This window comes from Micromonospora luteifusca (assembly GCF_016907275.1).
Taxonomy (GTDB): domain Bacteria; phylum Actinomycetota; class Actinomycetes; order Mycobacteriales; family Micromonosporaceae; genus Micromonospora; species Micromonospora luteifusca.
In genome coordinates this window covers 1786578-1810510 of sequence record NZ_JAFBBP010000001.1, presented here as the reverse complement: position 1 = coordinate 1810510, position 23933 = coordinate 1786578, and the positions used below count along the sequence as shown (strand labels likewise).

Sequence of the window (23933 nt, the reverse complement as noted above, 5' to 3'; positions counted from 1 at the left end):
GTCGCCGCCGGTCAGGTGCCGGTGCTGGCGTGCTCGACGGTCACCGGCTTCGACTCGGGTGAGGCGTGCTGGCGCAGGACGATGCTCAGCAGGATCAGCGCACCGACCGCGAGGAACTCACTCTGCCAGTTCTGCATGGACTGGAACCAGAATTCGCTGGTGCCGAGGAACTCCCACACCCCGATCGGCGGCGCGCCGCTCTGTAGCGCCTGCTCCTGGTTGTACGCGGCGGTGCCACCCAGCAGGTGACCGAGGAACGAACCGGCGAAGATCAGCAGCAGTGCGAGGGAGAGGCTGTTGCGGTAGATCACCAGTGGCAGGCCGCCGACGCGTACCGGCCAGGGTGACTGCGGGGTGGCCCGGCGCTCGTCGTCCTTCGGCCGGTCGGTCTGCTGCACCGGCTTCGACTCGGCCGAGCCCCGCTGCACCAGGTACGCGGTGAGCAGCACGTACCCGCCCATCTGGAGGAACTCCGACTCCCAGTTCTCGAAGACGGACTCGATGAAGTGCCCGCTGGTCAGGTACGCCGGCCAGCTCAGCGGCGCGGCCCCGAACTCGGTCAGCTCCTCGTTGTGGGTCTGCCAGCCGAAGACGCTCTGCAGCACGAGGAAGGCCAGGAACGCCCCCAGCATGGCGACGGCCAGCGCGTTGTTGCGAAGCCAACGAGGCATGTCGCACCTCCTTCGCTGATCGGTTACCCCTACGGGCGCGACGGCGAAACCCGTAGCGCCAGGTCAGTGTCGAGCGGCGGGGTTGTCCAGGCGTCCGCCGGTGCCCGCCTGGTTCGACAGCAACAGCCCGAGCGCGAGCATCCCGAAGCCGAGCGCGAGGTGCAGCCAGTTGTCGGCGTCGTTGAGCGGCAGGATGTTCGCCCCGGCCTCCGGGTCGACGGCCTCGATCGCCAGGCCGTACAGCCAGAGCGCGAGGTAGGCCGCACCGCCGCCGGCCAGGAAGAGCCGGGCGCCCCCGACACTGCGGGCCAGCACCAGACCGACCAGCCCGAACAGCAGGTGCACCGCGTTGTGCAGGATCGACACCTGGAAGAGCCCGAGCAGCAGAGCGTCCGAGTGGTGCCCGGCGAACCTCAGCTTGCCGTAGTCGGTGGTGATGCCGGGTATGAAGCCGAGGACGCCGATCAGCAGAAACACCCCGGCCACGGCCAACGCGGCCGACTGGACCCGGGGACGATGGCCGGTCGGTCGGCCACCTCGCGCGTCTCGTGCCATCGCTGCCCCCTCCGTGGATCTGCCAGCCCTCGCGAACCTCACTGTCCGCAGCGGCGACGTGACGCAGCCCGACGATCCTCCATTTTGAAGTCGATCCGGCCTGCCGCGCAGAGAAATGCACGAAGAGGTATGGAAGCCGAAACCCAGGGTAGGGATTTGGTCAGCGGCCGCGGCAACGCCGACCGCATCCCCCAGCACAACCGCGACGACTTTCTGAGCGGAAGGGAAATCATGTCTTACGATCTTTCACCCACGTCTTCCACGTACGGGCAGGAGTCGACCAACGGTGGTGGCGTCCGCGACCAGGCGCGACACGTCGGTTCCGAAGCCGCGCAGGCTGGCGGGGCGGTCGCCCAGACGGCCAAGGAGCAGGGCACTGAGGTCGGCCGCGAGGCGGCCCGGCAGGCCCGCAACCTCTACGGCGAGGCCCGCACCCAGCTCGCCAGCCAGACCGGTGAGCAGCAGCGGCGGGCCGCTGGCGGGCTGCGTTCGCTGGCCGACGAGATGCGCTCGATGGCCGAGCAGGGTGGCCAGGCCGGTCCGGTGAGCGAGCTGGCCCGCCAGGCCGCCGACCGGGTGCACGGCGTCGCCGGCTGGCTCGAGGAGCGCGAGCCCGGCGACCTGCTCACCGAGGTACGTGACTACGCGCGGCGCAACCCCGGCACATTCCTGGTCGGCGCGGCGGTCCTCGGCGTGCTGGCCGGCCGGCTGACCCGCGGCATCTCGGCCGCTGGCGACGACTCCGGCAACGGATCCTCCACCTACCGGGGCGCTGGGGCGTACGACCCGGAGCAGACCGCCGTGATCCCGACGCCGCCGCCGACGCCAGCGCCCCGGGCGGTGCCCGACGCCGTCCCGCCGGGCGGCTACCTCGACCCGACCCCCGGCACGCACACCCCGCCGACGTCCGGTGGCTACGCCGACCAGGCGTCCGGTGGCTACGCCGACCAGGCGTCCGGTGGTTATGCCGAGCCCAACCGGGGCGACTACCCGGAGCACTCCGGCACCGGTCAGCCGCTGCCGCCGGTGACCCAGACCGACCCGCTGCCGGGCGTGCCGTCCAGCGGCAGCCCCCGCCCGTGAGCCGCCGAGTCATCCGAAGGGAGGCGACGGCATGACCATGCCGACGCAGGGGTCCGGGCTGGACTCCGGATACCACCCCGACGCGGGTGCCCCGCACACCGCGGCGGAGGTGAAGAGCAACTCGCTGGGTGACCTGATGCGTCAGGTCACCACCGACCTGTCGACGCTGATGCGTCAGGAGGTCGAGCTGGCCAAGGCCGAGATCCGCCAGGAGGGCAAGAAGGCAGGCAAGGCCGCCGGGCTGTTCGGCGGCGCCGGCTTCGGCGGCTACATGGTGGCGCTCTTCGTGTCCATCGCCGTGTGGCAGTTCATGGACAACGTCATGGACTCCGGCCTGGCCGCGCTGATCGTGGCCGTGATCTGGGCCGTGGTCGCTGCGGTCCTCTACTCCATGGCCAAGAAGAACGCCCAGCACGTACGCGGGCTCAAGCAGACCAACGACAGCGTGCAGCGGATCCCCGACGCGCTCAAGCCGCACCCGGAGGGAGTCACCCGATGAGCACCGATCCCGATCAGATCCGCCGGGAGATCGAAGCCACCCGAAACAGTCTCAGCTCCGATGTGGACGCGTTGGCGTACAAGGTCAGCCCCAGCCGCATCGTCGACGACCGCAAGCAGCGGGCCCGTTCCGCTCTGCAGAATGTGAGGGACAAGGTCATGGGAACCGCGTCTGACCTCGGCCACGGCACCGGCCAGGCCGCCCACTCGGTGGGTGACCGCGCCTCGTCGGCGGCCTCCGGCGTCAGCGACGCCGCGCACTCGGCGGCGACCACCGTCAGCGACGCCGCGCACAGCGCGCCGCGGGTGATCCGGCAGAAGTCCCAGGGCAACCCTCTCGCCGCCGGTCTGATCGCGTTCGGGGTCGGCTGGCTGGCCTCGTCGCTGATCCCGGCCTCCCGCCGTGAGCAGGAGGTCGCGACCCAGGTGAAGGCCAAGGCCAGCGAGCACAGCGGGGCGGTGACGGAGAAGCTGGGCGCGGTCGCCAGCGAACTCAAGGAGGAACTGCGCGAGCCGGCCCAGCACGCTGCCGAGTCGGTGAAGTCCACAGCTCAGGACGCCGTGCACGCGGTCAAGGACGACACGAGGTCGGCCGCGCACGACGTCAAGGACCAGGCGCAGCAGGCCCGGCAGCAGGTCAGCCCCTGACCCCACCCCGCACCACCGCAATCGCGACAGCTCGCGGCCACCACGGTGACCGCGAGCTGTCGCGAGCGGGAGCGGGAGCGGAGGTGAAGGGGTGAAGGGCGGGGGAGGGAGAGGCGGGGAGGGAGGGGCGGGGGCGCGGGGTGGGGTTAATGGGGGCGGGGGCGACGCTGCAGGGTGTGGGTCGGGTGGGCGGCTCGGCGGATTCGGGTTTCGCCGTAGCGGACACCGCCGAACAGGAACCGCTGGGCGACCGCGAGCCAGCCGCACACGCCGCGCTCCAGCAGCCAGACCGGGGCCGCCAGCGCCGTTGCCGGCGGGAAGACCCTGGTGCCGCCCGCCCGGCGGCGGCCCAGCTCGGCGAGGGCGACGGTGCCGGCCGCCGCGCCGAGCAGCAGCGCGGGCCGGCGGGCCGCGACCGCCGCGGCCAGCGCCGGCAGGACCGCGAGCGCGGTCACCAGGCGGGCGGGCTGGGCCAGATCGTCGTACGCCTGGCGGACACGTTGGCCGCGGAAGTGGGTGGCGTCCGGCGGCAGCCGGCGTACGTACAGCCAGGCCGGGGCGGCCTCGGTGCCGTCGTGTGCACGGATGGTCCGAATCAGCTCCAGGTTCTCGAAGAGCACGTCCGGGTCGTACTCGCCCATGGCGAGGAAGGTGCTGCGGCGCACGGCCAGGGTGCCCGGGTAGTCCGCGCCGAGCGCCCGGTTGAGCAGCGTCCGGCCGGTGTCCCACCAGGCATGCCAGGGCAGGGGGTCGAAGTAGTTCTGTGGTCGTACCAGATCGGCCCGGCCGAGCAGGCGGTGCACAGCGGTCAGCCCCGCATCGTCGTACCGGACGTCGTCATCGGCGATCACCACGTGTTCGTGTTCGGCCGCGCGGACGCCGGTGCACACCCCGATCACCTTGCCGTTGAGCCCGCGATCGGTGCGATCGGGTGGAAGGTGCCGGACCAGCCCTCGCCAGGCTTGCGCGTGCCGCGCGAAGAGGTCCGGTGCCGAGCCGTCGACCACGAGTACGTCGACTCGCCCCGCCAGCCAGCGCAGGTAGCCGGTCAGTTCGGCCAGGCCGGTGTCGTTGTGCCAGCGCAGCGGCAGCACGTACGTCATCGGCAGGCGGGCCGGCAGTGTGCTGGCACCGTGCCTGCCGTCCCACCGACGCGCGGCGCAGGGTGCGTCATCGGTGGGGTTGACCGAGGGCATCGGCGCCTCCTGGGCAGGACAACGGTCGGGGTGGTGTCAGGCGGTGCCGCGGATGTTGGTGAGGGTCAGGCCGATGGGTGGCAGCGCGGGCATCCGGTGCAGGTCCAGGGCCAGGTTCTGGGCCGGGATGTCGTAGCGCATGGCGGTGGTCAGGTTGGCGACCGCCCGCTTCATCAGGTCGATGGTGATCCACTCGCCCGCGCAGCGGTGCCCGGCCCAGTGGTCACCGCCGCCCTGCGGGATCAGCTCGAACGGGTCTACCCGACGGCCGGTGAACCGGTCCGGACGGAAGAGCTCCGGTTGTGGCCAGAGCGACGGGTGGTGGTTGGTGCCGTAGAGGTCGAGCAGCACGCGTCGGCCGCGGGGAAAGTGGTGGCCCTGCCAGTCGAAGGGGTGTCGGACCCGGGCCGCCGCCATCGGGAAGAAGGGGTAGTAGCGACGTACTTCCTGGACGAATTGCTCGGCGGTTTCGTCGTCGTCGCGGACCCGCTCCCGCCAGGCCGGATGGTCGTGCAGGGCGAGCGCGGCGAAGACGAGGTACTGGTCCACGGCGACCACCGGGCGCAGCACGTTGAGCAGCTCCACCGCCGCGATCCGCCGGGGGAGGAGCTTGCCCCGCCTGTCGCGGTGTTCGGCGATCACCGCCAGGGCGCTGCCGGTCGGTGCCGGCGAGAAGCCGGCCCGGGTCCGCTCGATGAGGGCGGCGAGCCACCGTTCGGCGCGGTGCCGGGCGAGCCACCCCCGCCAGTGTCGGGGGCCGACCACCGCCGGAGCTTCGATCATGGCGTGCAGCTCGACGGCGCGCCGCTCGACCTGCGACGCGGGCAGGGGCACCCCGGCCCAGGCGCAGACCACCCGGGTCAGCAGCCGGCCCAGCTCGTCGTAGAGCAGCACTGGCCCAGCGCCCTCCCAGGCGGGGATCCGGGTCTGCCACTCGTCGTCGAAGAGTTCGCCGAGCCGCCGGATGGCGGTCGGTGTCATGATCGACATGAACATGGCCTTGCGGTCCCGGTGCTCCGGCCCGTCCAACCCCTGCACGCCGCCCCGTCCGGTGAGGGTCCGCTGCACCCGCAGCGGCATCGCGTTCGCCCGTTCGAAGCGCTCGTTGTCGTAGAACAGCTCCGCTGCCGGCCGGCCGCGCAGGCAGATGGCCGGGGCGAGCAGGATCCGGGTCCGGAAGATGTCGCTGCCGTACCGCTCGCAGCGTTCGCCGATGAACCGGTAGCCGGAGCGGAGCAGCGCGAGGGTGCTGTCCGGGCTGCGGTCGGCCGGCATGCTCGCCATCGGGTCTCCTCCCGCGCAGGTGCTGACGGTCGCCGACGGCCTGCTCTCCGCCGCCGGCCTGCTCGACGCCAGCGACGGCTCGCCGTGCGTTTACCCCCGTCGTCGCCGCTGAATCCCCGCGCCGGCTGGCCCCTCCCAGGGGCGGCGAAACCTGGTTTGCTGCTGGTGGGCCGACGGCCACGACCACGGGGAGGAAGCATGCGGGACAACAGGTCGCCACACTGGCGGCAGCGGCGCGCGGTCGAGGCGCTGGGCTTGGGTCGCGACGGGCGGGCACTGCTCGGGCCGCCCCGGCGGCCCACGCGGCCGCACCGGTTCTTCACCGTGCATCTGGGCTTCACCGCGCCCGGCGCGGCCGATGCCCGCGAGGTTGCCGTGGCGTACGCGGAGGCGTTGAGCCTGCTCCGTCCGGAGGTGGCCCTCGGTGCGGCGGCGCTGTCGCCGGCCGACGCCTGGCACCGGGCCGAGCGGCTGTTCTGCGGGGCAGTCGGCCCGGACGGGGAGCGCTGCGTCGACGTGGCCGATCACCCCGGCTTCCACCACGCCCCCGGTCCCGGCGGCCTCGGCTGGGGCGATGGCGACGGCCCGGGCGACGGGTGACCGTTGGCGAGGCGGCACGCGTGGCCAAACTCGGCGAACCCTGACACCCGGAGCAGGTCTCCGCTCGCGTCGCCGCGCCGGTGTCCGGGTTACCGGCACCGGCACGGCACGCCAACAGCGACGAGGTGCCGAGGGCGGTCAGTCCAGGTCAAACTCCCCGTCCTGGGCGCCGGCAACGAACGCGTCCCACTCGGCCTGGGTGAAGACCAGCACCGGTCCTTCGGGTTCGGCGGAGTTGCGCATCCCGATCAGGTCGTCGACGAAGGCGACCTCAACGGCGCTGTCGGAGGTGTCCCCCTCGGCCCGCTGCCAGACCGCTCGAGAGAGGTCGAAGTCGCCCTTGGGGTGCTGCGCCATGGTTCTTTCCTCCAGTGCCGAGGGTCGTGTGGTGACCGAGTGCCGATCCCCATCGGGCAGGATAAGCGGATGCCGAGCCTGACCCGTGTAGAGGCGACCGCGCGTGGCGCGGCGATTACTGTCGAGTCCTATCAGGTGGACCTCGACCTGACCGGCGGCGCGGAGCTGTTCCGCTCCCGCGTCGCGATCCGGTTCCGGGCGACCTCCGGCGCCGCGACGTTCGCCGAGGTCAAGCCCGCGAAACTGCTGGCGGTACGCCTCAACGGCCGCGACCTCGATCCCGACCTGTTGACCGACAACCGGCTGCCGCTGAGCGAGCTGGAGGCAGATAACACGCTGATCGTCGAGGCCGAGATGGCGTACTCGAACGCGGGGGAGGGGATGCACCGCTTCGTCGACCCGGCCGACGGCGAGACCTACCTCTACGCGATGAGCTTCCTCGACAATGCGCAGCGCATCTTCGCCGCGTTCGACCAGCCTGACCTCAAGGCTCCGTTCGTCCTCTCGGTCACCGCGCCGCCGGAATGGACGGTCTCCGGCAACGCCGAGGTGAGCGCCAGGCCGACTCCGGGCCGCTGGGAGTTCGCCCCGAGCGCGCCGCTGGCCACGTACTTCTTCTCGCTGATCGCCGGGCCGTACCACGTCCGGCGGGCCGAGCATGATGGTGTGCCGCTGGGCATCTACTGTCGCCGTTCGCTCGCGGAGCACCTGGACGCCGACGCCGAGGAGATCTTCACCATCACCCGGCAGTGCCTGGACCGGTTCCACCAGCTTTTCACCGAGCGCTACCCGTTCGGCAAGTACGACCAGGCGTTCGTGCCCGAGTTCAACGCCGGCGCGATGGAGAACCCTGGCATCGTCACCTTCCGCGACGACTATGTGTTCAGCTCGGCCGTCACAAACAGTCAGCGCGAGCTGCGGGCCACCACCATCGCCCACGAGATGGCGCACATGTGGTTCGGTGACCTGGTCACCATGCGTTGGTGGGACGACCTGTGGTTGAACGAGTCCTTCGCGGAGTACCTGGGCCACCGGGTCATCGCCGAGGCGACCCGCTTCGAGCAGGCCTGGACGACCTTCGCCCTGCGCCGCAAGGCCTGGGGGTACGCGGCCGACCAGCGCCCCTCCACCCACCCGGTCGCCCCGCAGGAGGTGGCCGACGCCGACGAGGGCCTGCTCAACTTCGACGGCATCTCGTACGCCAAGGGCGCCAGCGTGCTGCGGCAGTTGGTCGCGTGGCTCGGTGACGAGGCGTTCCTCGCCGGCCTCAACGCGCACTTCGCCGCGCACCGCTTCGGCAACGCCACCCTCGCCGACCTGCTGGCCAGCCTCTCCACCGCCAGCGGCCGGGACCTCTCCGGTTGGGCCGAGGTGTGGTTGCGCCGGCCGCAGGTCAACACGCTGCGCGCCGAGGTCGCCGTCGACGCCGACGGCCGCTACACCGAGGTGGCCGTGGTGCAGACCGCGCCGGAGTCGCACCCGGTGCTGCGCCCACACCGGATCGGCGTGGGCCGCTACTCGGCGGACGGCACCGTGCGGCGCGACGAGGTGGATGTCGACCCGGCCGCCGATGGTGGCCGGACGGTGCTCGGTGCGCTGACCGGTGCGCCGGCGGCCCGGCTGTTGCTGCTCAACGACGGTGACCTCACCTTCGCCAAGGTGCGCCTCGACCGGGCGTCGGCGGATGCCGTTCCGCTGATGTTGCCCAGCCTGGCCGACCCTCTCACCCGGGCGCTCCTCTGGGGCGAGGCGTTGGATGCGGCGACCGACGGGGAGCGGCCGGTGGCCGCCCTGGTCGATCTGATCGTCGCCGCCCTGCCCACCGAGACCGAGGTGATCATCGCCGAGGACGTGCTCACGCTCAGCCGGTCGTTGGTGGACCGCTACCTCGACCCGCTGACCCGGTCCGCGGCGCTGGCCCGGGTCGCCGGCGCATGCCAGCAGCTGCTCGATGGTGCGCCGGCGGGCGAGTCGCTGCAGCTGGCTGCCGCTCGGGGCTGGATCGCCGCGACCACCGACGCGGATCTGCTCGTCGGCTGGCTCGCCGGCCGGGACGTGCCGGCCGGGCTGAAGGTCGACGCGGAGCTGCGCTGGGCGGTGCTGCGCCGGCTGGTGGTGCTGGGCGCCGCCGGCGAGGCGGAGATCGCCATCGAGGCGGCCGCCGACAACAGCTCCACGGGCGCGGAACGGGCCGCCCTCTGCCGGGCCGCCCTGCCCGACCCGTCCGCGAAGCAGGCGGCCTGGGAGATCATCGTGCGGGACACCGGGTTGTCCAACCGACTGTTGGAGGCGACCGCCGAGGGGTTCTGGCAGCCCGAGCAGGCCGAGCTGACCGCCGCTTACGTCGAGCGGTACTTCGCGGAGATGCCGGCCGCCTCGCGTCGGCGTACCCCGTGGACGGCCGACCGGGTCGCGAAGCTGGCGTTTCCCCACTACGCCGTGGCGCAGCCGACCCGGGAGGCGGCCGCGGCGCTGCTGGCCGGCGACGACCTGACCCCCGGTCTGCGTCGGGTGGTCACCGACGCCGACGACGACCTGCGCCGCGCGCTGGTGGCCCGGACGGCGGTGGCCGCCGCGGCGGCGTGAGGCCTGGCGGCGCGGGGTGGCTGGTGGGCCACCCCGCGCCCGGGCTCAGCGCAGCGCGGGTTCCATGGTGACCGGAGCGTCCCAATTGATGACGTAGCGCTGCTCCTCGGCGACGGTCTTCTCCGGGTCCAGCATGGTGCGCACCATCAGCGGAAGCAACAACGGCATCAACGTCCGGGCGACCGGCCCCGGCGCCTTCGCGTGGTTGATCCGCGCGGCCCGGGCGGCGACCTTCTCCACCCGGGCGCGGCGCAGCCGCACGTACGCGGCGAACGCCGTCTCCACGTCCGGCAGGTCGCGCAGGCAGCGGGCGAGCTGCACCGCACTCTCGATGGCCAGCGACGCGCCCTGCCCGGAGCTGTTCGAGGGGGCGTGCGCCGAATCGCCGACGAGCACCATCCGGCCCCGGTACCAGTGCGGCACCGGCGGCATGATCTGCAATGACCCGGCCACCTGGAGTTCGTCGGCGTGGCTGGCCGCCATCAGCTCCCGGCCCGGGTCGTCGTCGCCGTAGGTGGTGCGCAGCGTGTCCAGCCACTGCGCCGCCGGCACCGCGCGCGCCTCGACGGTGCTCATCGGCCGCTGCTGCGGCAGGTTGGCGCCCCACCGGGTGCCGCCGCCGGGCTCCGGCCAGTACAGGTAGTAGCCGCGCCGCCCGAACGCGAACGTCATCGTGCCTGGCTCGACGTCCACCTCGTGGCGGGCGACCGCCTCGAAGCCGAGCAGCCCGGTGAACCGGGGGCCGGGCGCGGACGGGTCGATGAGGCCGCGGACCCTGGACCGGATGCCGTCCGCGCCGACGAGGAGGTCGGCGGTGGCGGTGCTGCCGTCCTCGAATCGGGCGGTCACCCCGCTGTCGGTCTGCTCGGCGTCGACCAGTCTCCTGTCGTACTCGAACCGGACGCCCTCGGCGACCGCCCGGTCGTGCAGCACGCGGTGCAGCTCGGCCCGGTGCACCACGCGCAGCGGCGGCGCCCCGGCGAGGGTGGGCAGGTCGAGGTGGCGGCTGCCGACGGCCATCGCGCTGCGCATGATCGGGGTGGCGATCGCGGTCACCGCCTCGTCGGCGCCGACCGTGCGCAGAGCCGCGACGCCGTTGGGTGCGAGTGCGAGGGTGCCGCCGACCCCGCTGGCTGTGGCGGGGTACGCCTCGTGGACGGTGGCGGTGATGCCGGCGCGGTGCAGTGCGAGTGCCGTCACCGGTCCGGCGATGCCGCTGCCGATGACGATCGCGGTTCGTGCCGTGGTCATGGTCTCTCCCTGGGTGTTGTCGGTTCGTGCGCGTGCGAACCGACCTGGGAGGGAGCCCGGCTATCCTCTGATTGCCGCTTCGGGCCGGGTGCCTTCCCAGGTGTCGGTTCGAGGTAAGGGCTCCGGCGGGGTGTTGGCGCACCCCGCCGGAGCCGTTCGTCAGTCGGTGGTGTCCGGGGTCGGGGTGCTGGTCCTCTCGGCCAGCTCGGTCAGTTCGGGCGGAATCTCGCCGGTCTCGTGGTAGGCCCGCCAGAAGTCCAGCCCCGGATAGCTGCCCGAGGTGAGTTCGGCGAGCAGTCCACGAAGCCAGGCCGCCTCCGCGGCCCGCATGGCCAGGTCGTACTCCGACTCCACCAGGAACAGCCGCGGGACCTCTCGCAGGTGGGCGTCGAGCGTCTCGCGGTCCTGCCGGAGGGCGTCGTCCAGCAGGTCGAGCCGCTGGCGGAGCAGGCCGGTGGCCTCGTCGGGGTGCAGTGCGGCGAGGACGGACAGCCCTGCGCGGAAGCGGGGATGCTCCGGCATCGGGGTGGAGACCAGCTCGCGGGCCCAGTCGACCAGCTCGGCGCGCCCGGCGTCGGTGATCCGGTAGACGGTCCGTTCCGGCCGTCGGCCCTCGCGGACGCTTTCCACCGCGTCGATCAGGTGGTGTTTGTCCAGGTTGCGGATCACCGTGTAGAAGGACCCCCACTTGAACTCCATGTCCTGGTCCTTGCCCCAGGTGCGCAGTGCGGTGGCGATCTCGTACGGGTGCATCGGTCGTTGGGCCAGGGCGGACAGCACAGCCAGCGCCAGCAGGTTGCTGACCTTGCGCCGCTTCGGCACGGTTGCCCTCCTGCCCTCGTGACCAATTACTTGTCAACGAGTATACGCAGACGGGTAGCCCGCCCGCGACCCCTCGCGCCGGGCCGAGACGGCCGGCCAGGACGGTCGGCCTACGATCACTGGGTGGAGGAAGATATCCGGCGGATCGGGATCATGGGTGGCACCTTCGACCCGATCCACCACGGGCACCTCGTCGCGGCGAGCGAGGTGGCCGACCGGTTCGGCCTGGACGAAGTGGTCTTCGTTCCGACCGGGCAGCCGTGGCAGAAGGCTGACGAACCGGTCAGCCCGGCCGAGGACCGGTACCTGATGACCGTGATCGCCACCGCCTCCAACCCCCGCTTCCAGGTCAGTCGAGTCGACATCGACCGCACCGGGCCGACCTACACGGTCGACACCCTGCGCGACCTCCAGGCTGAGTACGGCCCCAAGGTGCAGCTGTTCTTCATCACCGGCGCGGACGCCCTGCAACGCATCCTGTCCTGGAAGGATCTGGACGAGATCTTCGAGCTGGCGCACTTCATCGGGGTGACCCGTCCCGGCTTCCCGCTGACCGACAAGCACCTGCCGGCGGACACCGTCAGCCTGATCCAGGTCCCCGCGATGTCCATCTCGTCGACCGACTGCCGCGCTCGGGTCGCCCGGGGGGAGCCAGTTTGGTATCTGGTGCCCGACGGTGTGGTGCAGTACATCGCCAAGCGGAGCCTCTATCAGCGCTGAATGCGCCGGATATCGCCCGGTTTAGCCACGAAGCAGGCCAGAACTGCAGGGTCGGGGTGTCGCCGGGTATGAGACGCTTGGAGGATCGCACGCTTGATCGAAGGAGAATGGTGACAGTTTCCGAACGCGCTCACGAGCTGGCTATCGCGGCCGCCCAGGCTGCTGCCGACAAGAAGGCGCAGGACATCGCGATCATCGACGTCGGCGACCAGCTCGCCATCACCGACGCGTTCGTGCTCGCCGCTGCCCCCAACGAGCGTCAGGTGCTTGCCATCGTCGACGCCATCGAGGAGCGCCTGCTGGAGATGCCGGACAAGGCCAAGCCGGTTCGGCGCGAGGGCGAGCGTGGTGGCCGTTGGGTGCTGCTCGACTACGTCGACATCGTGGTGCATGTCCAGCACACCGAGGAGCGCGAGTTCTACGGGCTCGACCGCCTCTGGAAGGACTGCCCCACCATCCCGTTCGTCGACCGCGACCTGGTCGAGGCCGACGCCGGGTCCGCCACCGCCGAATGACCCGGCTGATCGTCTGGCGGCACGGCAACACCGACTGGAACGCCGCCAATCGTGTCCAGGGGCAGACCGACGTACCCCTCAACGAACTGGGCCGTGACCAGGCCCGCGCCGCCGCGCCATTGCTTGCGGCGCTGCGGCCCGACGCCATCGTGGCCAGCGACCTGAGTCGCGCCGCGGACACCGCCGCCGCGCTCGCCGCGCTCACGGGCCTTCCGGTACGCACCGACGCCCGGCTGCGCGAGCGGCACTTCGGCCAGTGGCAGGGTCTGCACCTCACCGAGGTCGCGGAGCGTTTCCCCGACGAGTACGCCCGCTGGCGGGCCGGCGACCCCGACCCTGGCGTCGATCTGGAACCGCTGCACGACCTCGGCGAACGGGTCGCCGCCGCCCTGCTGGAGGCGGCCGACGCTGCCCCCGACGGCACCGTGGTGGTCGCCACCCACGGTGGTGCCTCCCGGCAGGGCATCGGTCACCTGCTCGGCTGGGACCAGGCCGTGCTGCGCAGCGTCGGCTCCCTGGCCAACTGCCACTGGACCGAGTTGCGGCGCGCACCCAGCGCGCCGGCCGTCGGTCGTCCCCAGGACGTCCGGGGTTGGCAGCTGCGGGCCCACAACGTCGGCTGGATCACCGCCCCGGTCGTCGCCGACGCGATCTGAGGGCTCGCGCTTCGGCGTTCGGGGCCCCGATCGGCTAGCGTGCCGGGCATGCCCGTCGCGGTCGTCATCGATTCCACCGCCTACCTTCCGCCCGAGCTGTCGCAGGCGCACCGGCTGACGGTGATCCCGTTGACCGTCGTGCTCAACGGCGCGGAGGGGCTGGAGGGGGTGGAGACCCAGCCCGCCGATGCCACCCTGGCGCTGAGCGCGCGCCGGGTCACGGCGACCACCTCCCGCCCGGCGCCCGAGCAGTTCGCCCGGACGTACCGCCAACTACTCGACGCCGGTGCCGACGGGGTTGTCTCGGTGCACCTGTCCGCCGCGCTGTCCGGCACGGTCGAGGCCGCCCGCCTGGCTGCCGCCGACCTGGACGGCCGCGTGGAGGTCGTGGACAGCCGCTCGGCCGGCATGGGGCTGGGCTTCCCGGCCATCGCGGCCGTCACCGCCGCCGAGGCCGGCGTCGACCTCGCCGGTGTACGCGACGCGGCGCTCGCCGCGGTCGCCCGCACCACCGTCTTCTTCTACGTCGACACGCTGGAGTTCCTCCGCCGAGGCGGCCGGATCAACGCGGCCGAAGCGCTGTTCGGCACCGCCCTGTCCGTCAAGCCGATCATGCACATGCCGGACGGGGCGATCGTGCTGCGCGAGAAGGTCCGCACCGCCAGCCGGGGAGTCTCCCGTCTCGTGGACCTGGCCGTCGAGGCCGCCGGCGACGACGATGTGGATCTCGGGGTACACCACCTGGCCGCGCCGCAACGGGCCGAGGCGCTGCGCGCCGCGCTGACCGAACGGCTCGGTGACCGGCTGCACGACACGTACGTCTCCGAGGCGGGCGCGGTCGTCGGCGCGCACGCCGGCCCGGGCCTGGCCTGCGTGGTCGTCCACCGCCGACCGGAGGGCTGAGCAGTGCCCCCGTCCTGTGTGGTCACCGGGGGCGGTCGCGGTGTCGGCCGGGCCGTGGTGGAACGCCTGGTGGCGACCGGTGCCACCGTCGTCGTGTTGGAACGCGACGCCGACGCGACCGCTTGGCTGGCCAGCCACCCGGCCGCCGACCGGCTCGTCGCGGTGATCGGCGACGCCGCCGACGAACGGGTGGCCGAGCACGCCGCCGAACTGGCCGAACGTGCCGCGCCCCTGACCGGCTGGGTGAACAACGCGGCGGTGTTCCGCGACGCCACGCTGCACTCCGCGTCGGCCGACACGGTACTGGACCTGATCGGGCTGAACCTGCGTCCGGCCGTGGTGGGCGCCGCGGTGGCCGTCCGCCGGTTCCTGACCCGCGCCGCCGGCGGCGCGATCGTCAACGTCTCGTCGCACCAGGCCCGCCGGCCCGTGTCCGGCGCCCTGCCGTACGCGACGGCGAAGGCCGCCGTGGAGGGGCTGACCCGGGCGCTGGCCGTCGAGTACGGCAGGCAGGGCATCCGCGCCAACGCCGTCGCGCTCGGCTCGATCGCCACCGAGCGGCACACCGAATTCCTGGCCGCGCAGGAGCCCAACCAGGCCCAGTGGATCGACGCCGAGCTGAATCGGCTGCACCCGGTGGGTCGCATCGGGCGGGCCGACGAGGTGGCGGAGGCCGTCGCGTACCTGCTGTCACCGGCGGCGAGCTTCGTCAACGGGGTGATCCTGCCGGTCGACGGGGGACGAGCCGTGCTCGGCCTCGACCCGGAGGCCCGCTGAGCGGCGCGGCTCGTTGGAGCCTGACTACCCCCGGCGATCGTGCTGGATCGTGAAGAAGAGTGCGTGAGGTACCAGGAGGACCGCAGCGCGCTGGCGGCGATCGGGGCTCATCTTGATCAGGCGCTGTCCTGCCTGGGTCGCTGTGTTAGCCTCCGTGCCGCGCCCCAGATGGGCCTACCCCCCGGAGGTTCTGGCTACTTCAGCCACCACGCCGAGATCGGCGCGATGCACGCGTCTCTTGTGCGGGATCCGGGGCGTCGGCGCCTTCGGGGCTTTGTCATCGGTGTGGCTGGGTGAACGCTCTGGGCCTCCGGTCGGGTCTTCGGATCGACCGGAAGACGGTACGCATGACAGTCACGTTCAACCACACCATCATCGCCAGCAAGGACAGGAACGCGTCGGCCGCGTTCTATCGGGAGCTGTTCGAGCTGCCGGAGGCGCCGTCGTGGGGGCCGTTCGTCAACGTTCTGCTGGACGAGGGCGTGCTGCTCCAGTTCGCTGAACCGCCGGTGGACATCCAGATGCAGCACTACGCGTTCCTCGTCGACGACGAGCTGTTCGTACGGTGCCTGGCGTTCGTCGAGGGGCGCGGCATCACCTACTGGGCCGACCCGCAGCTGAAGCGGGAGGGGGAGACCAACACCGAGCACGGTGGGCGGGGCTTCTACTTCATGGACCCGGCGGGGCACGCGATCGAGATCATCACCCGGCCGTACGTGTAGCAGGCCCGTCGGCCGTCAGCCTCGCTGCTGAGCCTCGTGGGCACGGGCCACCTGGGCCGTGGGCTCCGCGGTGGCTCCGAGAAGGTGACCGTTGGTATGGGCGTCATCGTGGTGGTCTCGGTGTCGCATGAGCCTGGCGTGTGGTCGCCGGAAATCATCATCAGGGATCCGTCTTCGCGTAATGGCCGCGAGTCGCACACCTCGAGCTACCTGCCGGAGGGCGTGCGGGTCAGGATGTCGGTCGGCGAATATGCCGGCAATTACATGAAGTACGGTCCGCCCTCGTACGGGAACGCGTAGCCAGCAATGACTTGTTGATCCATCTGATTGGTCCCCGGCGGCAGCAGCGCCGGGGCCCAGTCCATGAGATCCCATCTGGGCGTTACAGCCCGCCGGCCGTCAGCCTCGCTGCTGAGTCTCGTAGGCGCGGGTCACCTGCGCCGTGGGTCCGCGCTCTCGGCCGTGCGCACGGGGTCAACCAGCAGGAAACCCGGCAGCGAGAACCGGGCACCATGCTCGCGCTCGGACAGCGCGAACGTTCCGCCCCGCTGCTCTGGCTGCCAACCGTGCTCCAGCGCATAGCTGATGACTACCCGCACGTCGGCGGGTGTGGGGTAGCCGTTGTCGACAATGTACGGTCCGGGGGCCGACAACAGATCCGCTTCGAGTTTTTGGCTGTTCTTGCCGCCGGATCCCCAGACGCGAACGTAGACGGCCCGGTGGTAGAAACCGTTGACCTGCACGCTGTGCAGCGCCGCGCGCCACGTGAAGGTCTGCCCGCCGACGTGAATCTGCCGTAGCCGAGCCCGCATCTGAGCCACCTCCGTGGTCGGACCTTCAAGATCGACAATATGCACTCTACTTCGCGCTCTCCAACGGGCCGGTTGGAATTCGCTTACCGGTGCGCGACGGCGGTACCCGGCGGACGGTCAGGCGTGCGCGGGAAGTTCGAGGAGGTCACGGGCGCGCGGAGTCGGGCATACCAGCGAGGGTGGTCCGCTCGCTGCGGGCGTCCGCGACCAGACCGGTTGCCCAGGCCACGTGCCGCACTTCGACCCCCTCCTAGCAGACCGAGGCATGATCAGGGCGTTGTCCACAGTGGCGGTGGTTGTCCACAGGACGACGCCCGTCACCCTCCACCGTCCCGGCCGCCGCCATAACGTCGCGCTGTGTCGCACGACGAGGAGACAGAGGTACGCCAGCGCCTGCGCCGGCTGACGGAGGCGGCTGCCGCACCGCCGCCCCGGCCGGAGGCGCCGCTCGCGGACGTATCCCCGTCGTCCCTGGTCGGCGTGCCTGCGGACGCGCTGTCCTCCCGGCCCACCGCGCCGGTCGCGGAGCCGTCGTCGGACGCCCTCGCGGTCCCGCCCGATACGCGGTTGCCCGGCCCGGGGGCGTTCGACCCCGGGCGGCGTGGTGTGCGGGCGTTGGCGGTGGTCGCCGTGGTGGTGGTCGTGGGTGCGGCAGGTTGGGCCTGGCAGGCCCGGCCGCAGTCGGAGCCGGTCGCCCCGCTGGTCAGCGACACCGCGTCGGCCGCGCCCCTTGCTGACCCCAGCGCGTCCGGCTCCGGCGAGTTGGTGGTGGCAGTCGCGGGCAAGGTCCGAAAACCCGGTTTGGTGCGCCTGCCAGCCGGATCCCGCCTCGCCGACGCGGTACAGGCGGCCGGCGGCCCGCTCCCCGGGGTCGACGTGGCGCTGCTCAACCCCGCCCGCAAGGTCACCGACGGCGAGCTGATCGTGGTCGGGGTGACGCCGCCGCCGGGCGGACCGGCGGCGGGCGGGGCGGCTTCGGCCACCGGTCCACTGAATCTCAACACCGCCACACTGGCGCAGCTCGACGCGCTGCCCGGGGTAGGGCCGGTGCTCGCCCAGCGCATCCTCGACCACCGGGACCAGCACGGCGGGTTCAAGGCCGTCGGCGACCTGCGTCAGGTCGACGGGATCGGCGACGCACGGTATGAGCAGCTCAAGGACCTGGTGACGGTGTGAGCGCCCGCCCTGTCGCCGATGGCACAACACCGCCAGGCGGCTTGAACGCCGTCCAGGCTCAGCCCGCACCGCCGGATCTGCGGCTGGCCGGGCTGGCGGTGGCCGCGTGGCTGACCGCGTTGGCCGGCCTGCATCTCGGCGCCCGCGCGATCCTGCTGCTGGCCGGGACGGTGGCCGTCCTGACGACGGTCAGCGCGCTGCACCTGCTCGGCCGTCTCGGCAACCCCCGAGTTGCTGTCCGCCGCGTCGGCTGGATCGCCGTCGCGGTCGGCCTCGGCGTGGTCTGCGGTGCGGCGGCCACGGCGGCCCGGCTCGTCGTTCGGGACGCGCCGCCGATCCGTGCCCTGGCCGAGCAGCGCGTTCCGGTCACCGCTGAGGTGGTGGTCCGGGACGATCCGCGCCCGATCCGTTCAGCCGGGCGGCCGGGGATGCTGCTGGTGTCGACCGAGCTGGTCCGGCTCACCGGCCCCGACGGCCACCGGATCCACGCGTCGGTGCGGCTGCTCGTCCTGGCCACCGACCCGGCCTGGCGTGGGCTGCTGCCCGGGCAGCGCGTCAGCACCGAGGGGCGACTGGGCGTCCCACGCGGTGGTGATCTCACCGCGGCGGTGCTCAGCACCAACGACCCGCCGGAGCGGCATGGTGAGTCGTCCTGGGCGCAGCGTCTCGCCGGCACCCTGCGTGCCGGTCTGCAACGGGCCTGCGCGCCGCTGCCCGACGATCCGGGCGGGCTGCTGCCGGGGCTGGTCGTGGGAGACACCAGTCGGTTGCCACCCGCCGTTGAGGAGGACTTCCGGGCCACCGGGATGACACATCTCAATGCCGTGTCGGGGAGCAATGTGGCGATTGTGGTTGGCGCGGTGTTGTTGCTGGCTCGCTGGGCGCGAGCCGGTCCGTGGCTCGCCGTCGGGCTCTGCGGAGTGGCGCTGGTGGGCTTCGTCATCCTGGTCCGCCCGTCACCGAGCGTCGTTCGGGCCGCGACCATGGGGGCGATCGGGCTCGCCGCGCTTGCCGCCGGTCGTCCCCGGGCCGCGCTGCCCGCGTTGGCCGCCGCCGTCACCGTGTTGGTTCTGGTCGATCCCGAGCTGGCCGGAGATCCCGGGTTCGCGCTCTCCGTGCTGGCCACCGGCGGCCTGTTGTTGCTCGCGCCGCGCTGGCGGGACGGGCTGCGGCGGCGCGGCGTACCGCCCGGCCTGGCGGAGGCGCTGGCCGTGCCGGCCGCGGCGCAGTTGGCGTGCGGGCCGGTCGTCGCCGGCATCTCCGGCACGGTCAGCCTGGTTGCGGTGCCGGCCAACCTGCTGGCGGTGCCGGCCATCGCGCCGGCGACCGTGCTGGGCGTGCTGGCGGCCATTGTGTCGCCGATCTGGCCGGCCGGCGCCGAGTTCGTCGCGTGGTTGGCGAGTTGGCCGGCCTGGTGGCTGGTGGTCATCGCCCGCCAGGGCGCCCGGCTGCCGGGCGGCACTCTGCCGTGGCCCGGCGGGGTGCCGGGGGCACTGCTGCTGACCGTCCTGACGGTCGCCCTCCTGGTGGCGGTGCGACGGCCCCTCGTGCGCCGACTGGTGGCAGTTGTCGGCGTCGCCGCAGTCCTGGGCGCCCTGCCGGTTCGGTTGGCGGCTGCCGGCTGGCCGCCACCGGGTTGGGTGGTGGTGGCCTGCGCGGTGGGCCAGGGCGACGCCCTGGTGCTGCCGGTCGGCTCCGGCCGGGCGGTGGTGGTGGACGCCGGGCCGGAGCCGGGCGCGGTGGACGGCTGCCTGCGCCGGCTCGGCGTACGGGAGGTGCCGCTGCTGGTGGTCAGCCACTTCCACGCCGACCACGTGGGTGGAGTGGCCGGGGTGTTCCGGGGGCGACGGGTGGACTCCGTGCTGGTGCCGTCCTCGACGGACCCGGAGAGCGGCCGGGACCTGGTCCGGGCGGCGGCGACCGCCGGGCGGGCTGCGCTGCTCACCACCGTGGCCGGTGCGCGCCACCCGATCGGGGGCGTCGACCTGGTGGTGCTCGGTCCGCCGTACCCGCTGGCGGGGACCAGGTCCGACCCGAACAACAACTCGCTGGTGTTGCGCGCCACGGTGGCCGGAGTGCGGATCCTGCTGCCCGGGGACGCCGAGACCGAGGAGCAGCACGCGTTGCTGACGCGGACGACGCCCGACCAGTTACGGGCGGACGTGTTGAAGGTCGCGCATCACGGGTCGGCGTATCAGGACCCGAGCTTCCTCGACGCGGTGCGGCCAGCGGTGGCGCTCGTGCCGGTGGGCAGCGGCAACACCTACGGCCACCCCAACCCGGGGCTGCTCGCCCGGCTGAGCAGGGGCGGCACCCGGGTGCTGCGCACCGACACCGACGGCGACCTGGCGGCGCTCCGGATTGATGATGGCCTGGCCGTGGTCCGGCGAGGAATCCCACCGGGCCGACAATCCTGAGTCGCCGGCGTCACGGCGCGGCCGGCCCACCGATCAGTGAAGCTCCCCGCCTCGCCCGGACGGGGTTGCGCCCTCGTTGTCACGCGATGCCGGGCTCGACGTCCACTACGACCGTTGTGTCCCGTAGGCACGAGTCCAGGAGGGCGGATTCCCACACCGCCCTGTCGGATCACCAGTTGATCGACTCCAGATCGCCGATATCGGGGCATCAGCGGCGCTCGATAGCGCCATGTCGCCGACCTTGTGTGGATCAAGCGCGGGCCTCGCGGGATTGCGGGATTGCGGGCCTCGCGGGACGGCGGGCCTCGCGGGACGGCGGGCCTCGTGGGGCGACGGGACCCCGGGGCTTGTGGGACGGCGGGCCTGGTGGGGCGACGGGACTTCGGGGCTCGGGGGGATTGCGGGCCTGGTGGGGCGACGGGACTTCGGGGCTCGGGGGGATTGCGGGCCTGGTGGGGCGACGGGACTTCGGGGCTCGGGGGGATTGCGGGGCTCGCGGGCTCGGAGGGCGCGCTCTTGCGGGGATCGCGGCGCTCAGGGATTGCGGGATCGTCGGGGGATTGCGGGGCTTGTGAAGGCGGCCGGACGGGCGTCGGCCAGCCCGCAGCAGGCCGCGTTCAATAGCCGGATTGCGGATTTTGCAATGAATCGCGATATATGTCTGGTTTTGCGCTTAGTGCGGGCTGCGCCGACCAGGCAGCGAATGAGCAGGCACGATCCCGCGGTGGGCCGTGCGAATATGGGCGGCGTGAACGCCGCCAGCCTCGCCCCCATTCTGCTCGTCCTCGGTGACGAGGAGCTGCTCGCCACGCGCGCGGTCACCGAAGCTGTCGCGAAGGTCCGTAGCGTCGACGCTGAGGTGGACGTCCGCGAATACCAGGCCAGTGCGCTCACCGTCGGCGAGATTGCCGAGATGCTCAGCCCCTCGCTGTTCGGGGGGCGGCGGCTGCTCATCCTGCGCTCCGGCCAGGACGCCCGCAAGGACCTGGTCGCCGCGCTACTGGCGTACGCGAAGAACCCCGACCCGGACGTCCAGTTGCTGGTGCTGCACCTGGGCGGGGCCAAGGGCAAGGCGTTCGCCGACGGGCTGCGGGCGGCCGGCGCGACGGTCGTGCCGGCGGCCAAGCTCAAGGGGCACCGTGACCGGGTGACGTTCGTCCGCGACGAGATCCGCCGAGCCGGCGGGAAGTGCACCGACGACGCCGCCGAGGCGCTCATCGCGGCGGTCGGCAACGACCTGCGCGAGCTGGCTGCGGCGTGCTCCCAGTTGATCGCCGACACCGACGGGCGGATCAGCGCCGACACCGTCGCCCGTTACTACCGGGGTCGGGTCGAGGTGACCGGCTTCACGGTGGCGGACGCCACCATGGTCGGCGACGTGCCGGGGGCTCTGGAAGCGCTGCGCTGGGCCTTGCACGTCGGGGTCGACCCGGTGCCCATCGCCGACGCTCTGGCCGACGGGGTGCGCACGGTGGCCCGGGTCGCGTCGGCCGGGCGGGGCAGCCCGTACCAGCTCGCCAGCACCCTGGGGATGCCGGCGTGGAAGATCGAGCGGGCGCAGCGGCAGGGGCGGGGTTGGACGCCGGAGGGCCTGGTCCGGGCCATGCAGGTCGCCGCCGAGTGCAACGCGGCCGTCAAGGGTGGCTCCGACGACCGGGCGTACGCCCTGGAGCGCGCGGTCTTCTCGGTCGCGGCGGCCCGGCAGGGCAGCACCAGGTGACGGGAGCGAACCGCCCAGCGTGGGCCACCATCGCAGTCGACGAGGAGCGGTACCGACCGCTCTATGCCCGACTCCTCGGTCTGCGGTTCGTCAACCCCGGCGGCGTGCTGTGCTTCCTCTTCTTCGAGGGCACCATCGCCCTGGCGGTGCTGCTCGCCCTTGCCGAGTTGGTCACCTGGTGGGCGGTCCTGGTGTTGCCGGTAGTGGTGGCGGCGATGGTCAAGCTCAACGACATGGTGGCCGCGATCGTGGTCCGTTCCGCCGCGCTCGTGCCCGAGCAGGAACGCGACCGTTTCCGTCGGCAGATGGAGCCGGCGGTCGGGCGAGCCCAGGTGGAGTGGATCTCGCACAGTGTCACCGGTGTGGTGATCAACGCCGATCCGGCGCCACCCACCCGCCGCGCCGACCCGTCCGGCTGAGCACCGGGACCACGGGCAAACGACTGGGCTGTAGACACACGGAAGCCCCGGACCGAGGTCCGGGGCTTTCCGAAATCAGTCTGACGGTGAAATCGTCAGGCGGAGAGTGCCACCACGCGCTTCGCGATCGCGGACTTGCGGTTCGCGGCCTGGTTGGAGTGGATCACGCCCTTGCTGACGGCCTTGTCCAGCTTGCGCGAGGCGTCCTGCATGAGCGCGGTGGCCTTCTCGGCGTCACCGGCCTCAACAGCCTCGTTGAACTTCCGGACGGCGGTCTTCAGCGACGACTTGACCGACTTGTTGCGCAGCCGGGCCTTCTCGTTCTGCCGGTTGCGCTTGATCTGGGACTTGATGTTCGCCACGCGACAGCCTCGTCTTGATAGCTCGGGTTGGTCAGCTTATGCGCGGGATGACGAACATGCGTCATCGCTGCGCGAAGAGCCAGGTTACCAGGTCGCCCGGGACGAGCCAAAACGGCTCGGCCTTCGTGCGGACGGACCCGGCCCGTCGGGGACCAGACTACGCCCCCGGCCGTGGTCGCCGGTTACCCCCAGCCCTGCCGGCGAGCCAGCCAGTCGAGTGCCTGCTCACCGCTCCAGCGCTGGTGGGCGGGCAGGTGCGGCGAGGCGGTCGGCGGTGCCGCCGCGGCCCCAGTGAGGTAGTAGCCCGCCAACGCGGCCAGGGTCGCGTCCAGCGCGTCGGGGGGTGCTCCCGCGGTCGCCGGGTGCGCGGCGAAGAGCCGGTCCGCGTCCAGTCCGCTGGCGTACGCGGTGAGCAGCAGGCCGGCCAGATCGAACCAGGCCGGCCCGGAGCAGACCCAGGTCCAGTCGCAGAACCAGGCTCGGCCGTCCGCGTCGATCAGCACGTTGTCGACCCGCAGGTCGCCGTGGATCAGGCCGGTCACCCCGGCGGCGTACCGGGGGAGGCGCGACTCCAGCGCCACCAGCTCGGGCAGCCGGCCCAGTGCCGGTGGCGGCAGCGGTGGGGTCGGCTCGCGACCCGCGGCGACCTCCTCCCACCACAGGATGTCCGAGCGGGCCAGGTCGGCCAGGTGCGGCAGACCCAGCGCGGTCAGCTCCGCCGGCGGGTCGGCCAGGGCGGCGGCGACCTCCGCGCACCCGGTGAGGGTGGCGTCCAACTCGCCGGCCACCCAGGGCAGGCGCGGGGTGTGGCCGTCGACGGCGTCGGTGCAGAGCACGAACCAGCCGGCCTCGTAAAGGGTCCACCGGGGGCGGGGCGCCGGCAGGGCCACCGGCAGCCGGTCCAGGATCGCGGCCTCTCGGGCGTACCAGTCGACCAGATGCGGTTGCTCGACGGCGGGTGCCGCCTTGACGAAGGCCCGGCCGCCGTCGGCCGTCTCGAGCACGGCGGCGAACCCCCGGGTGAACCCCGCGCCCGCGACCCGGGCGGTGACCACCGGCGCACCGAGCCGTTCGCCGACCGCGGCCCGCAGCGCCGCCGGCAACGTCGGCCACGACGGGCGCAGCGCGCTCGCGTGGTAGGGCACCGGCGGCAGCGGGGGAGGAGACACCCCACCATGCTGCC

General features: G+C 72.3%; 27 protein-coding genes. 17 read left to right on the top strand and 10 right to left on the bottom strand.

Features of this window, described 5'->3' with window-relative positions; translation table 11 throughout:
* Nucleotides 1-11: 11 nt before the first annotated feature.
* The gene (locus JOD64_RS07775) at nucleotides 12-671 is read right to left on the bottom strand and encodes a DUF6766 family protein (RefSeq protein WP_204941620.1); all 660 of its coding nucleotides are present in this window, start codon (nucleotides 669-671) and stop codon (nucleotides 12-14) included.
* Nucleotides 672-734: 63 nt separating this feature from the next.
* The gene (locus tag JOD64_RS07770; RefSeq protein ID WP_204941619.1) at nucleotides 735-1226 is read right to left on the bottom strand and encodes a DUF4383 domain-containing protein; all 492 of its coding nucleotides are present in this window, start codon (nucleotides 1224-1226) and stop codon (nucleotides 735-737) included.
* Nucleotides 1227-1457: 231 nt separating this feature from the next.
* On the opposite strand from JOD64_RS07770, the gene JOD64_RS07765 reads away from it, so the two are divergent.
* Genes JOD64_RS07765 through JOD64_RS07755 form a run of 3 tightly spaced genes read left to right on the top strand, consistent with a single transcriptional unit; the run spans nucleotide 1458 to nucleotide 3455 of the window.
* Nucleotides 1458-2309 carry a hypothetical protein gene (locus JOD64_RS07765; protein WP_204941618.1) on the top strand — a complete coding sequence of 284 codons (852 nt, stop codon included), beginning with the start codon at nucleotides 1458-1460 and terminating at the stop codon, nucleotides 2307-2309.
* Between the two features lie 31 nt (nucleotides 2310-2340).
* A complete protein-coding gene (locus JOD64_RS07760; RefSeq protein ID WP_204941617.1) occupies nucleotides 2341-2808 on the top strand; it encodes a phage holin family protein in 468 nt (155 codons plus the stop codon).
* Nucleotides 2805-3455, top strand: coding sequence for a DUF3618 domain-containing protein (locus tag JOD64_RS07755; RefSeq protein WP_204941616.1), 651 nt, complete (start codon nucleotides 2805-2807; stop codon nucleotides 3453-3455). The genes JOD64_RS07760 and JOD64_RS07755 overlap by 4 nt, the downstream gene beginning before the upstream one ends.
* 146 nt (nucleotides 3456-3601) lie before the next feature.
* Here JOD64_RS07755 and JOD64_RS07750 read toward each other — a convergent pair whose 3' ends face one another.
* Together JOD64_RS07750 and JOD64_RS07745 are read right to left on the bottom strand one after the other, a co-directional pair.
* On the bottom strand, nucleotides 3602-4651 hold the full coding sequence (locus JOD64_RS07750; RefSeq protein WP_204941615.1) for a glycosyltransferase family 2 protein: 1050 nt from the start codon (nucleotides 4649-4651) through the stop codon (nucleotides 3602-3604).
* Nucleotides 4652-4687: 36 nt separating this feature from the next.
* A complete protein-coding gene (locus tag JOD64_RS07745; protein ID WP_204941614.1) occupies nucleotides 4688-5935 on the bottom strand; it encodes a cytochrome P450 in 1248 nt (415 codons plus the stop codon).
* Between JOD64_RS07745 and JOD64_RS33440 the strand changes: the two genes are divergently transcribed.
* Nucleotides 5925-6047, top strand: coding sequence for a hypothetical protein (locus JOD64_RS33440; RefSeq protein ID WP_275581412.1), 123 nt, complete (start codon nucleotides 5925-5927; stop codon nucleotides 6045-6047). The two genes, JOD64_RS07745 and JOD64_RS33440, sit on opposite strands and share 11 nt — an antisense overlap.
* An 86-nt stretch (nucleotides 6048-6133) precedes the next feature.
* Nucleotides 6134-6535, top strand: a complete 402-nt coding sequence (locus tag JOD64_RS07740; protein ID WP_204941613.1) for a hypothetical protein — start codon at nucleotides 6134-6136, stop codon at nucleotides 6533-6535.
* A gap of 138 nt (nucleotides 6536-6673) precedes the next feature.
* On the opposite strand, the gene JOD64_RS07735 is transcribed toward JOD64_RS07740, so the two are convergent.
* Nucleotides 6674-6892, bottom strand: a complete 219-nt coding sequence (locus JOD64_RS07735; protein WP_030491749.1) for a DUF397 domain-containing protein — start codon at nucleotides 6890-6892, stop codon at nucleotides 6674-6676.
* A gap of 69 nt (nucleotides 6893-6961) precedes the next feature.
* Between JOD64_RS07735 and pepN the strand changes: the two genes are divergently transcribed.
* Nucleotides 6962-9478: an aminopeptidase N gene (gene pepN, locus JOD64_RS07730; RefSeq protein ID WP_204941612.1), complete on the top strand. Its 2517-nt coding sequence runs from the start codon at nucleotides 6962-6964 to the stop codon at nucleotides 9476-9478.
* A gap of 45 nt (nucleotides 9479-9523) precedes the next feature.
* Here pepN and JOD64_RS07725 read toward each other — a convergent pair whose 3' ends face one another.
* Nucleotides 9524-10729: an FAD-dependent oxidoreductase gene (locus JOD64_RS07725; protein ID WP_204941611.1), complete on the bottom strand. Its 1206-nt coding sequence runs from the start codon at nucleotides 10727-10729 to the stop codon at nucleotides 9524-9526.
* Nucleotides 10730-10888: 159 nt separating this feature from the next.
* The gene (locus JOD64_RS07720) at nucleotides 10889-11551 is read right to left on the bottom strand and encodes a PadR family transcriptional regulator (protein ID WP_204941610.1); all 663 of its coding nucleotides are present in this window, start codon (nucleotides 11549-11551) and stop codon (nucleotides 10889-10891) included.
* Between the two features lie 123 nt (nucleotides 11552-11674).
* Between JOD64_RS07720 and nadD the strand changes: the two genes are divergently transcribed.
* The 7 genes from nadD (at nucleotide 11675) to JOD64_RS07685 (ending at nucleotide 16144) form a co-directional block, all read left to right on the top strand.
* On the top strand, nucleotides 11675-12271 hold the full coding sequence (nadD, locus tag JOD64_RS07715) for a nicotinate-nucleotide adenylyltransferase (protein WP_130403717.1): 597 nt from the start codon (nucleotides 11675-11677) through the stop codon (nucleotides 12269-12271).
* A gap of 110 nt (nucleotides 12272-12381) precedes the next feature.
* Nucleotides 12382-12786: a ribosome silencing factor gene (rsfS, locus tag JOD64_RS07710; protein ID WP_204941609.1), complete on the top strand. Its 405-nt coding sequence runs from the start codon at nucleotides 12382-12384 to the stop codon at nucleotides 12784-12786.
* A complete protein-coding gene (locus tag JOD64_RS07705; RefSeq protein WP_204941608.1) occupies nucleotides 12783-13442 on the top strand; it encodes a histidine phosphatase family protein in 660 nt (219 codons plus the stop codon). The genes rsfS and JOD64_RS07705 overlap by 4 nt, the downstream gene beginning before the upstream one ends.
* A gap of 48 nt (nucleotides 13443-13490) precedes the next feature.
* On the top strand, nucleotides 13491-14345 hold the full coding sequence (locus JOD64_RS07700) for a DegV family protein (protein WP_204941607.1): 855 nt from the start codon (nucleotides 13491-13493) through the stop codon (nucleotides 14343-14345).
* Between the two features lie 3 nt (nucleotides 14346-14348).
* Nucleotides 14349-15122: an SDR family NAD(P)-dependent oxidoreductase gene (locus tag JOD64_RS07695; RefSeq protein WP_204941606.1), complete on the top strand. Its 774-nt coding sequence runs from the start codon at nucleotides 14349-14351 to the stop codon at nucleotides 15120-15122.
* 347 nt (nucleotides 15123-15469) lie between these two features.
* Nucleotides 15470-15844: a VOC family protein gene (locus JOD64_RS07690; RefSeq protein ID WP_204941605.1), complete on the top strand. Its 375-nt coding sequence runs from the start codon at nucleotides 15470-15472 to the stop codon at nucleotides 15842-15844.
* A 96-nt stretch (nucleotides 15845-15940) separates the two neighbouring features.
* Nucleotides 15941-16144 (top strand): hypothetical protein, encoded by a 204-nt coding sequence (locus tag JOD64_RS07685; RefSeq protein WP_204941604.1) that lies wholly within the window; start codon nucleotides 15941-15943, stop codon nucleotides 16142-16144.
* 131 nt (nucleotides 16145-16275) lie between these two features.
* On the opposite strand, the gene JOD64_RS07680 is transcribed toward JOD64_RS07685, so the two are convergent.
* Entirely contained in the window at nucleotides 16276-16656 is a 381-nt protein-coding gene (locus tag JOD64_RS07680; protein ID WP_204941603.1) for an integrase, read from the bottom strand.
* 357 nt (nucleotides 16657-17013) lie between these two features.
* Between JOD64_RS07680 and JOD64_RS07675 the strand changes: the two genes are divergently transcribed.
* The 4 genes from JOD64_RS07675 to JOD64_RS07660 all read left to right on the top strand — a co-directional run bounded on the left by JOD64_RS07675 (nucleotide 17014) and on the right by JOD64_RS07660 (nucleotide 22388).
* Nucleotides 17014-17832 carry a ComEA family DNA-binding protein gene (locus JOD64_RS07675; protein WP_204941602.1) on the top strand — a complete coding sequence of 273 codons (819 nt, stop codon included), beginning with the start codon at nucleotides 17014-17016 and terminating at the stop codon, nucleotides 17830-17832.
* A gap of 41 nt (nucleotides 17833-17873) precedes the next feature.
* Nucleotides 17874-20249 (top strand): ComEC/Rec2 family competence protein, encoded by a 2376-nt coding sequence (locus JOD64_RS07670; RefSeq protein ID WP_204945954.1) that lies wholly within the window; start codon nucleotides 17874-17876, stop codon nucleotides 20247-20249.
* A gap of 739 nt (nucleotides 20250-20988) precedes the next feature.
* A complete protein-coding gene (holA, locus tag JOD64_RS07665) occupies nucleotides 20989-21969 on the top strand; it encodes a DNA polymerase III subunit delta (RefSeq protein ID WP_204945953.1) in 981 nt (326 codons plus the stop codon).
* Nucleotides 21966-22388: a hypothetical protein gene (locus tag JOD64_RS07660; protein WP_204941601.1), complete on the top strand. Its 423-nt coding sequence runs from the start codon at nucleotides 21966-21968 to the stop codon at nucleotides 22386-22388. The genes holA and JOD64_RS07660 overlap by 4 nt, the downstream gene beginning before the upstream one ends.
* 95 nt (nucleotides 22389-22483) lie before the next feature.
* On the opposite strand, the gene rpsT is transcribed toward JOD64_RS07660, so the two are convergent.
* Nucleotides 22484-22750 (bottom strand): 30S ribosomal protein S20, encoded by a 267-nt coding sequence (gene rpsT / locus JOD64_RS07655; protein ID WP_204941600.1) that lies wholly within the window; start codon nucleotides 22748-22750, stop codon nucleotides 22484-22486.
* Nucleotides 22751-22932: 182 nt separating this feature from the next.
* Complete coding sequence (locus JOD64_RS07650) at nucleotides 22933-23919, bottom strand: phosphotransferase (RefSeq protein WP_307813285.1); 987 nt, start codon at nucleotides 23917-23919, stop codon at nucleotides 22933-22935.
* Between the last annotated feature and the right edge of the window lie 14 nt (nucleotides 23920-23933).

Coding starts and splice junctions, on each gene's coding strand:
- JOD64_RS07775 (WP_204941620.1), bottom strand. CDS start 671: ATGCCTCGTTGGCTTCGCAACAACGCGCTGGCCGTCGCCATGCTGGGG.
- JOD64_RS07770 (WP_204941619.1), bottom strand. CDS start 1,226: ATGGCACGAGACGCGCGAGGTGGCCGACCGACCGGCCATCGTCCCCGG.
- JOD64_RS07765 (WP_204941618.1), top strand. CDS start 1,458: ATGTCTTACGATCTTTCACCCACGTCTTCCACGTACGGGCAGGAGTCG.
- JOD64_RS07760 (WP_204941617.1), top strand. CDS start 2,341: ATGACCATGCCGACGCAGGGGTCCGGGCTGGACTCCGGATACCACCCC.
- JOD64_RS07755 (WP_204941616.1), top strand. CDS start 2,805: ATGAGCACCGATCCCGATCAGATCCGCCGGGAGATCGAAGCCACCCGA.
- JOD64_RS07750 (WP_204941615.1), bottom strand. CDS start 4,651: ATGCCCTCGGTCAACCCCACCGATGACGCACCCTGCGCCGCGCGTCGG.
- JOD64_RS33440 (WP_275581412.1), top strand. CDS start 5,925: ATGCTCGCCATCGGGTCTCCTCCCGCGCAGGTGCTGACGGTCGCCGAC.
- JOD64_RS07745 (WP_204941614.1), bottom strand. CDS start 5,935: ATGGCGAGCATGCCGGCCGACCGCAGCCCGGACAGCACCCTCGCGCTG.
- JOD64_RS07740 (WP_204941613.1), top strand. CDS start 6,134: ATGCGGGACAACAGGTCGCCACACTGGCGGCAGCGGCGCGCGGTCGAG.
- JOD64_RS07735 (WP_030491749.1), bottom strand. CDS start 6,892: ATGGCGCAGCACCCCAAGGGCGACTTCGACCTCTCTCGAGCGGTCTGG.
- pepN (WP_204941612.1), top strand. CDS start 6,962: ATGCCGAGCCTGACCCGTGTAGAGGCGACCGCGCGTGGCGCGGCGATT.
- JOD64_RS07725 (WP_204941611.1), bottom strand. CDS start 10,729: ATGACCACGGCACGAACCGCGATCGTCATCGGCAGCGGCATCGCCGGA.
- JOD64_RS07705 (WP_204941608.1), top strand. CDS start 12,783: ATGACCCGGCTGATCGTCTGGCGGCACGGCAACACCGACTGGAACGCC.
- JOD64_RS07700 (WP_204941607.1), top strand. CDS start 13,491: ATGCCCGTCGCGGTCGTCATCGATTCCACCGCCTACCTTCCGCCCGAG.
- JOD64_RS07690 (WP_204941605.1), top strand. CDS start 15,470: ATGACAGTCACGTTCAACCACACCATCATCGCCAGCAAGGACAGGAAC.
- JOD64_RS07685 (WP_204941604.1), top strand. CDS start 15,941: ATGGGCGTCATCGTGGTGGTCTCGGTGTCGCATGAGCCTGGCGTGTGG.
- JOD64_RS07680 (WP_204941603.1), bottom strand. CDS start 16,656: ATGCGGGCTCGGCTACGGCAGATTCACGTCGGCGGGCAGACCTTCACG.
- holA (WP_204945953.1), top strand. CDS start 20,989: ATGGGCGGCGTGAACGCCGCCAGCCTCGCCCCCATTCTGCTCGTCCTC.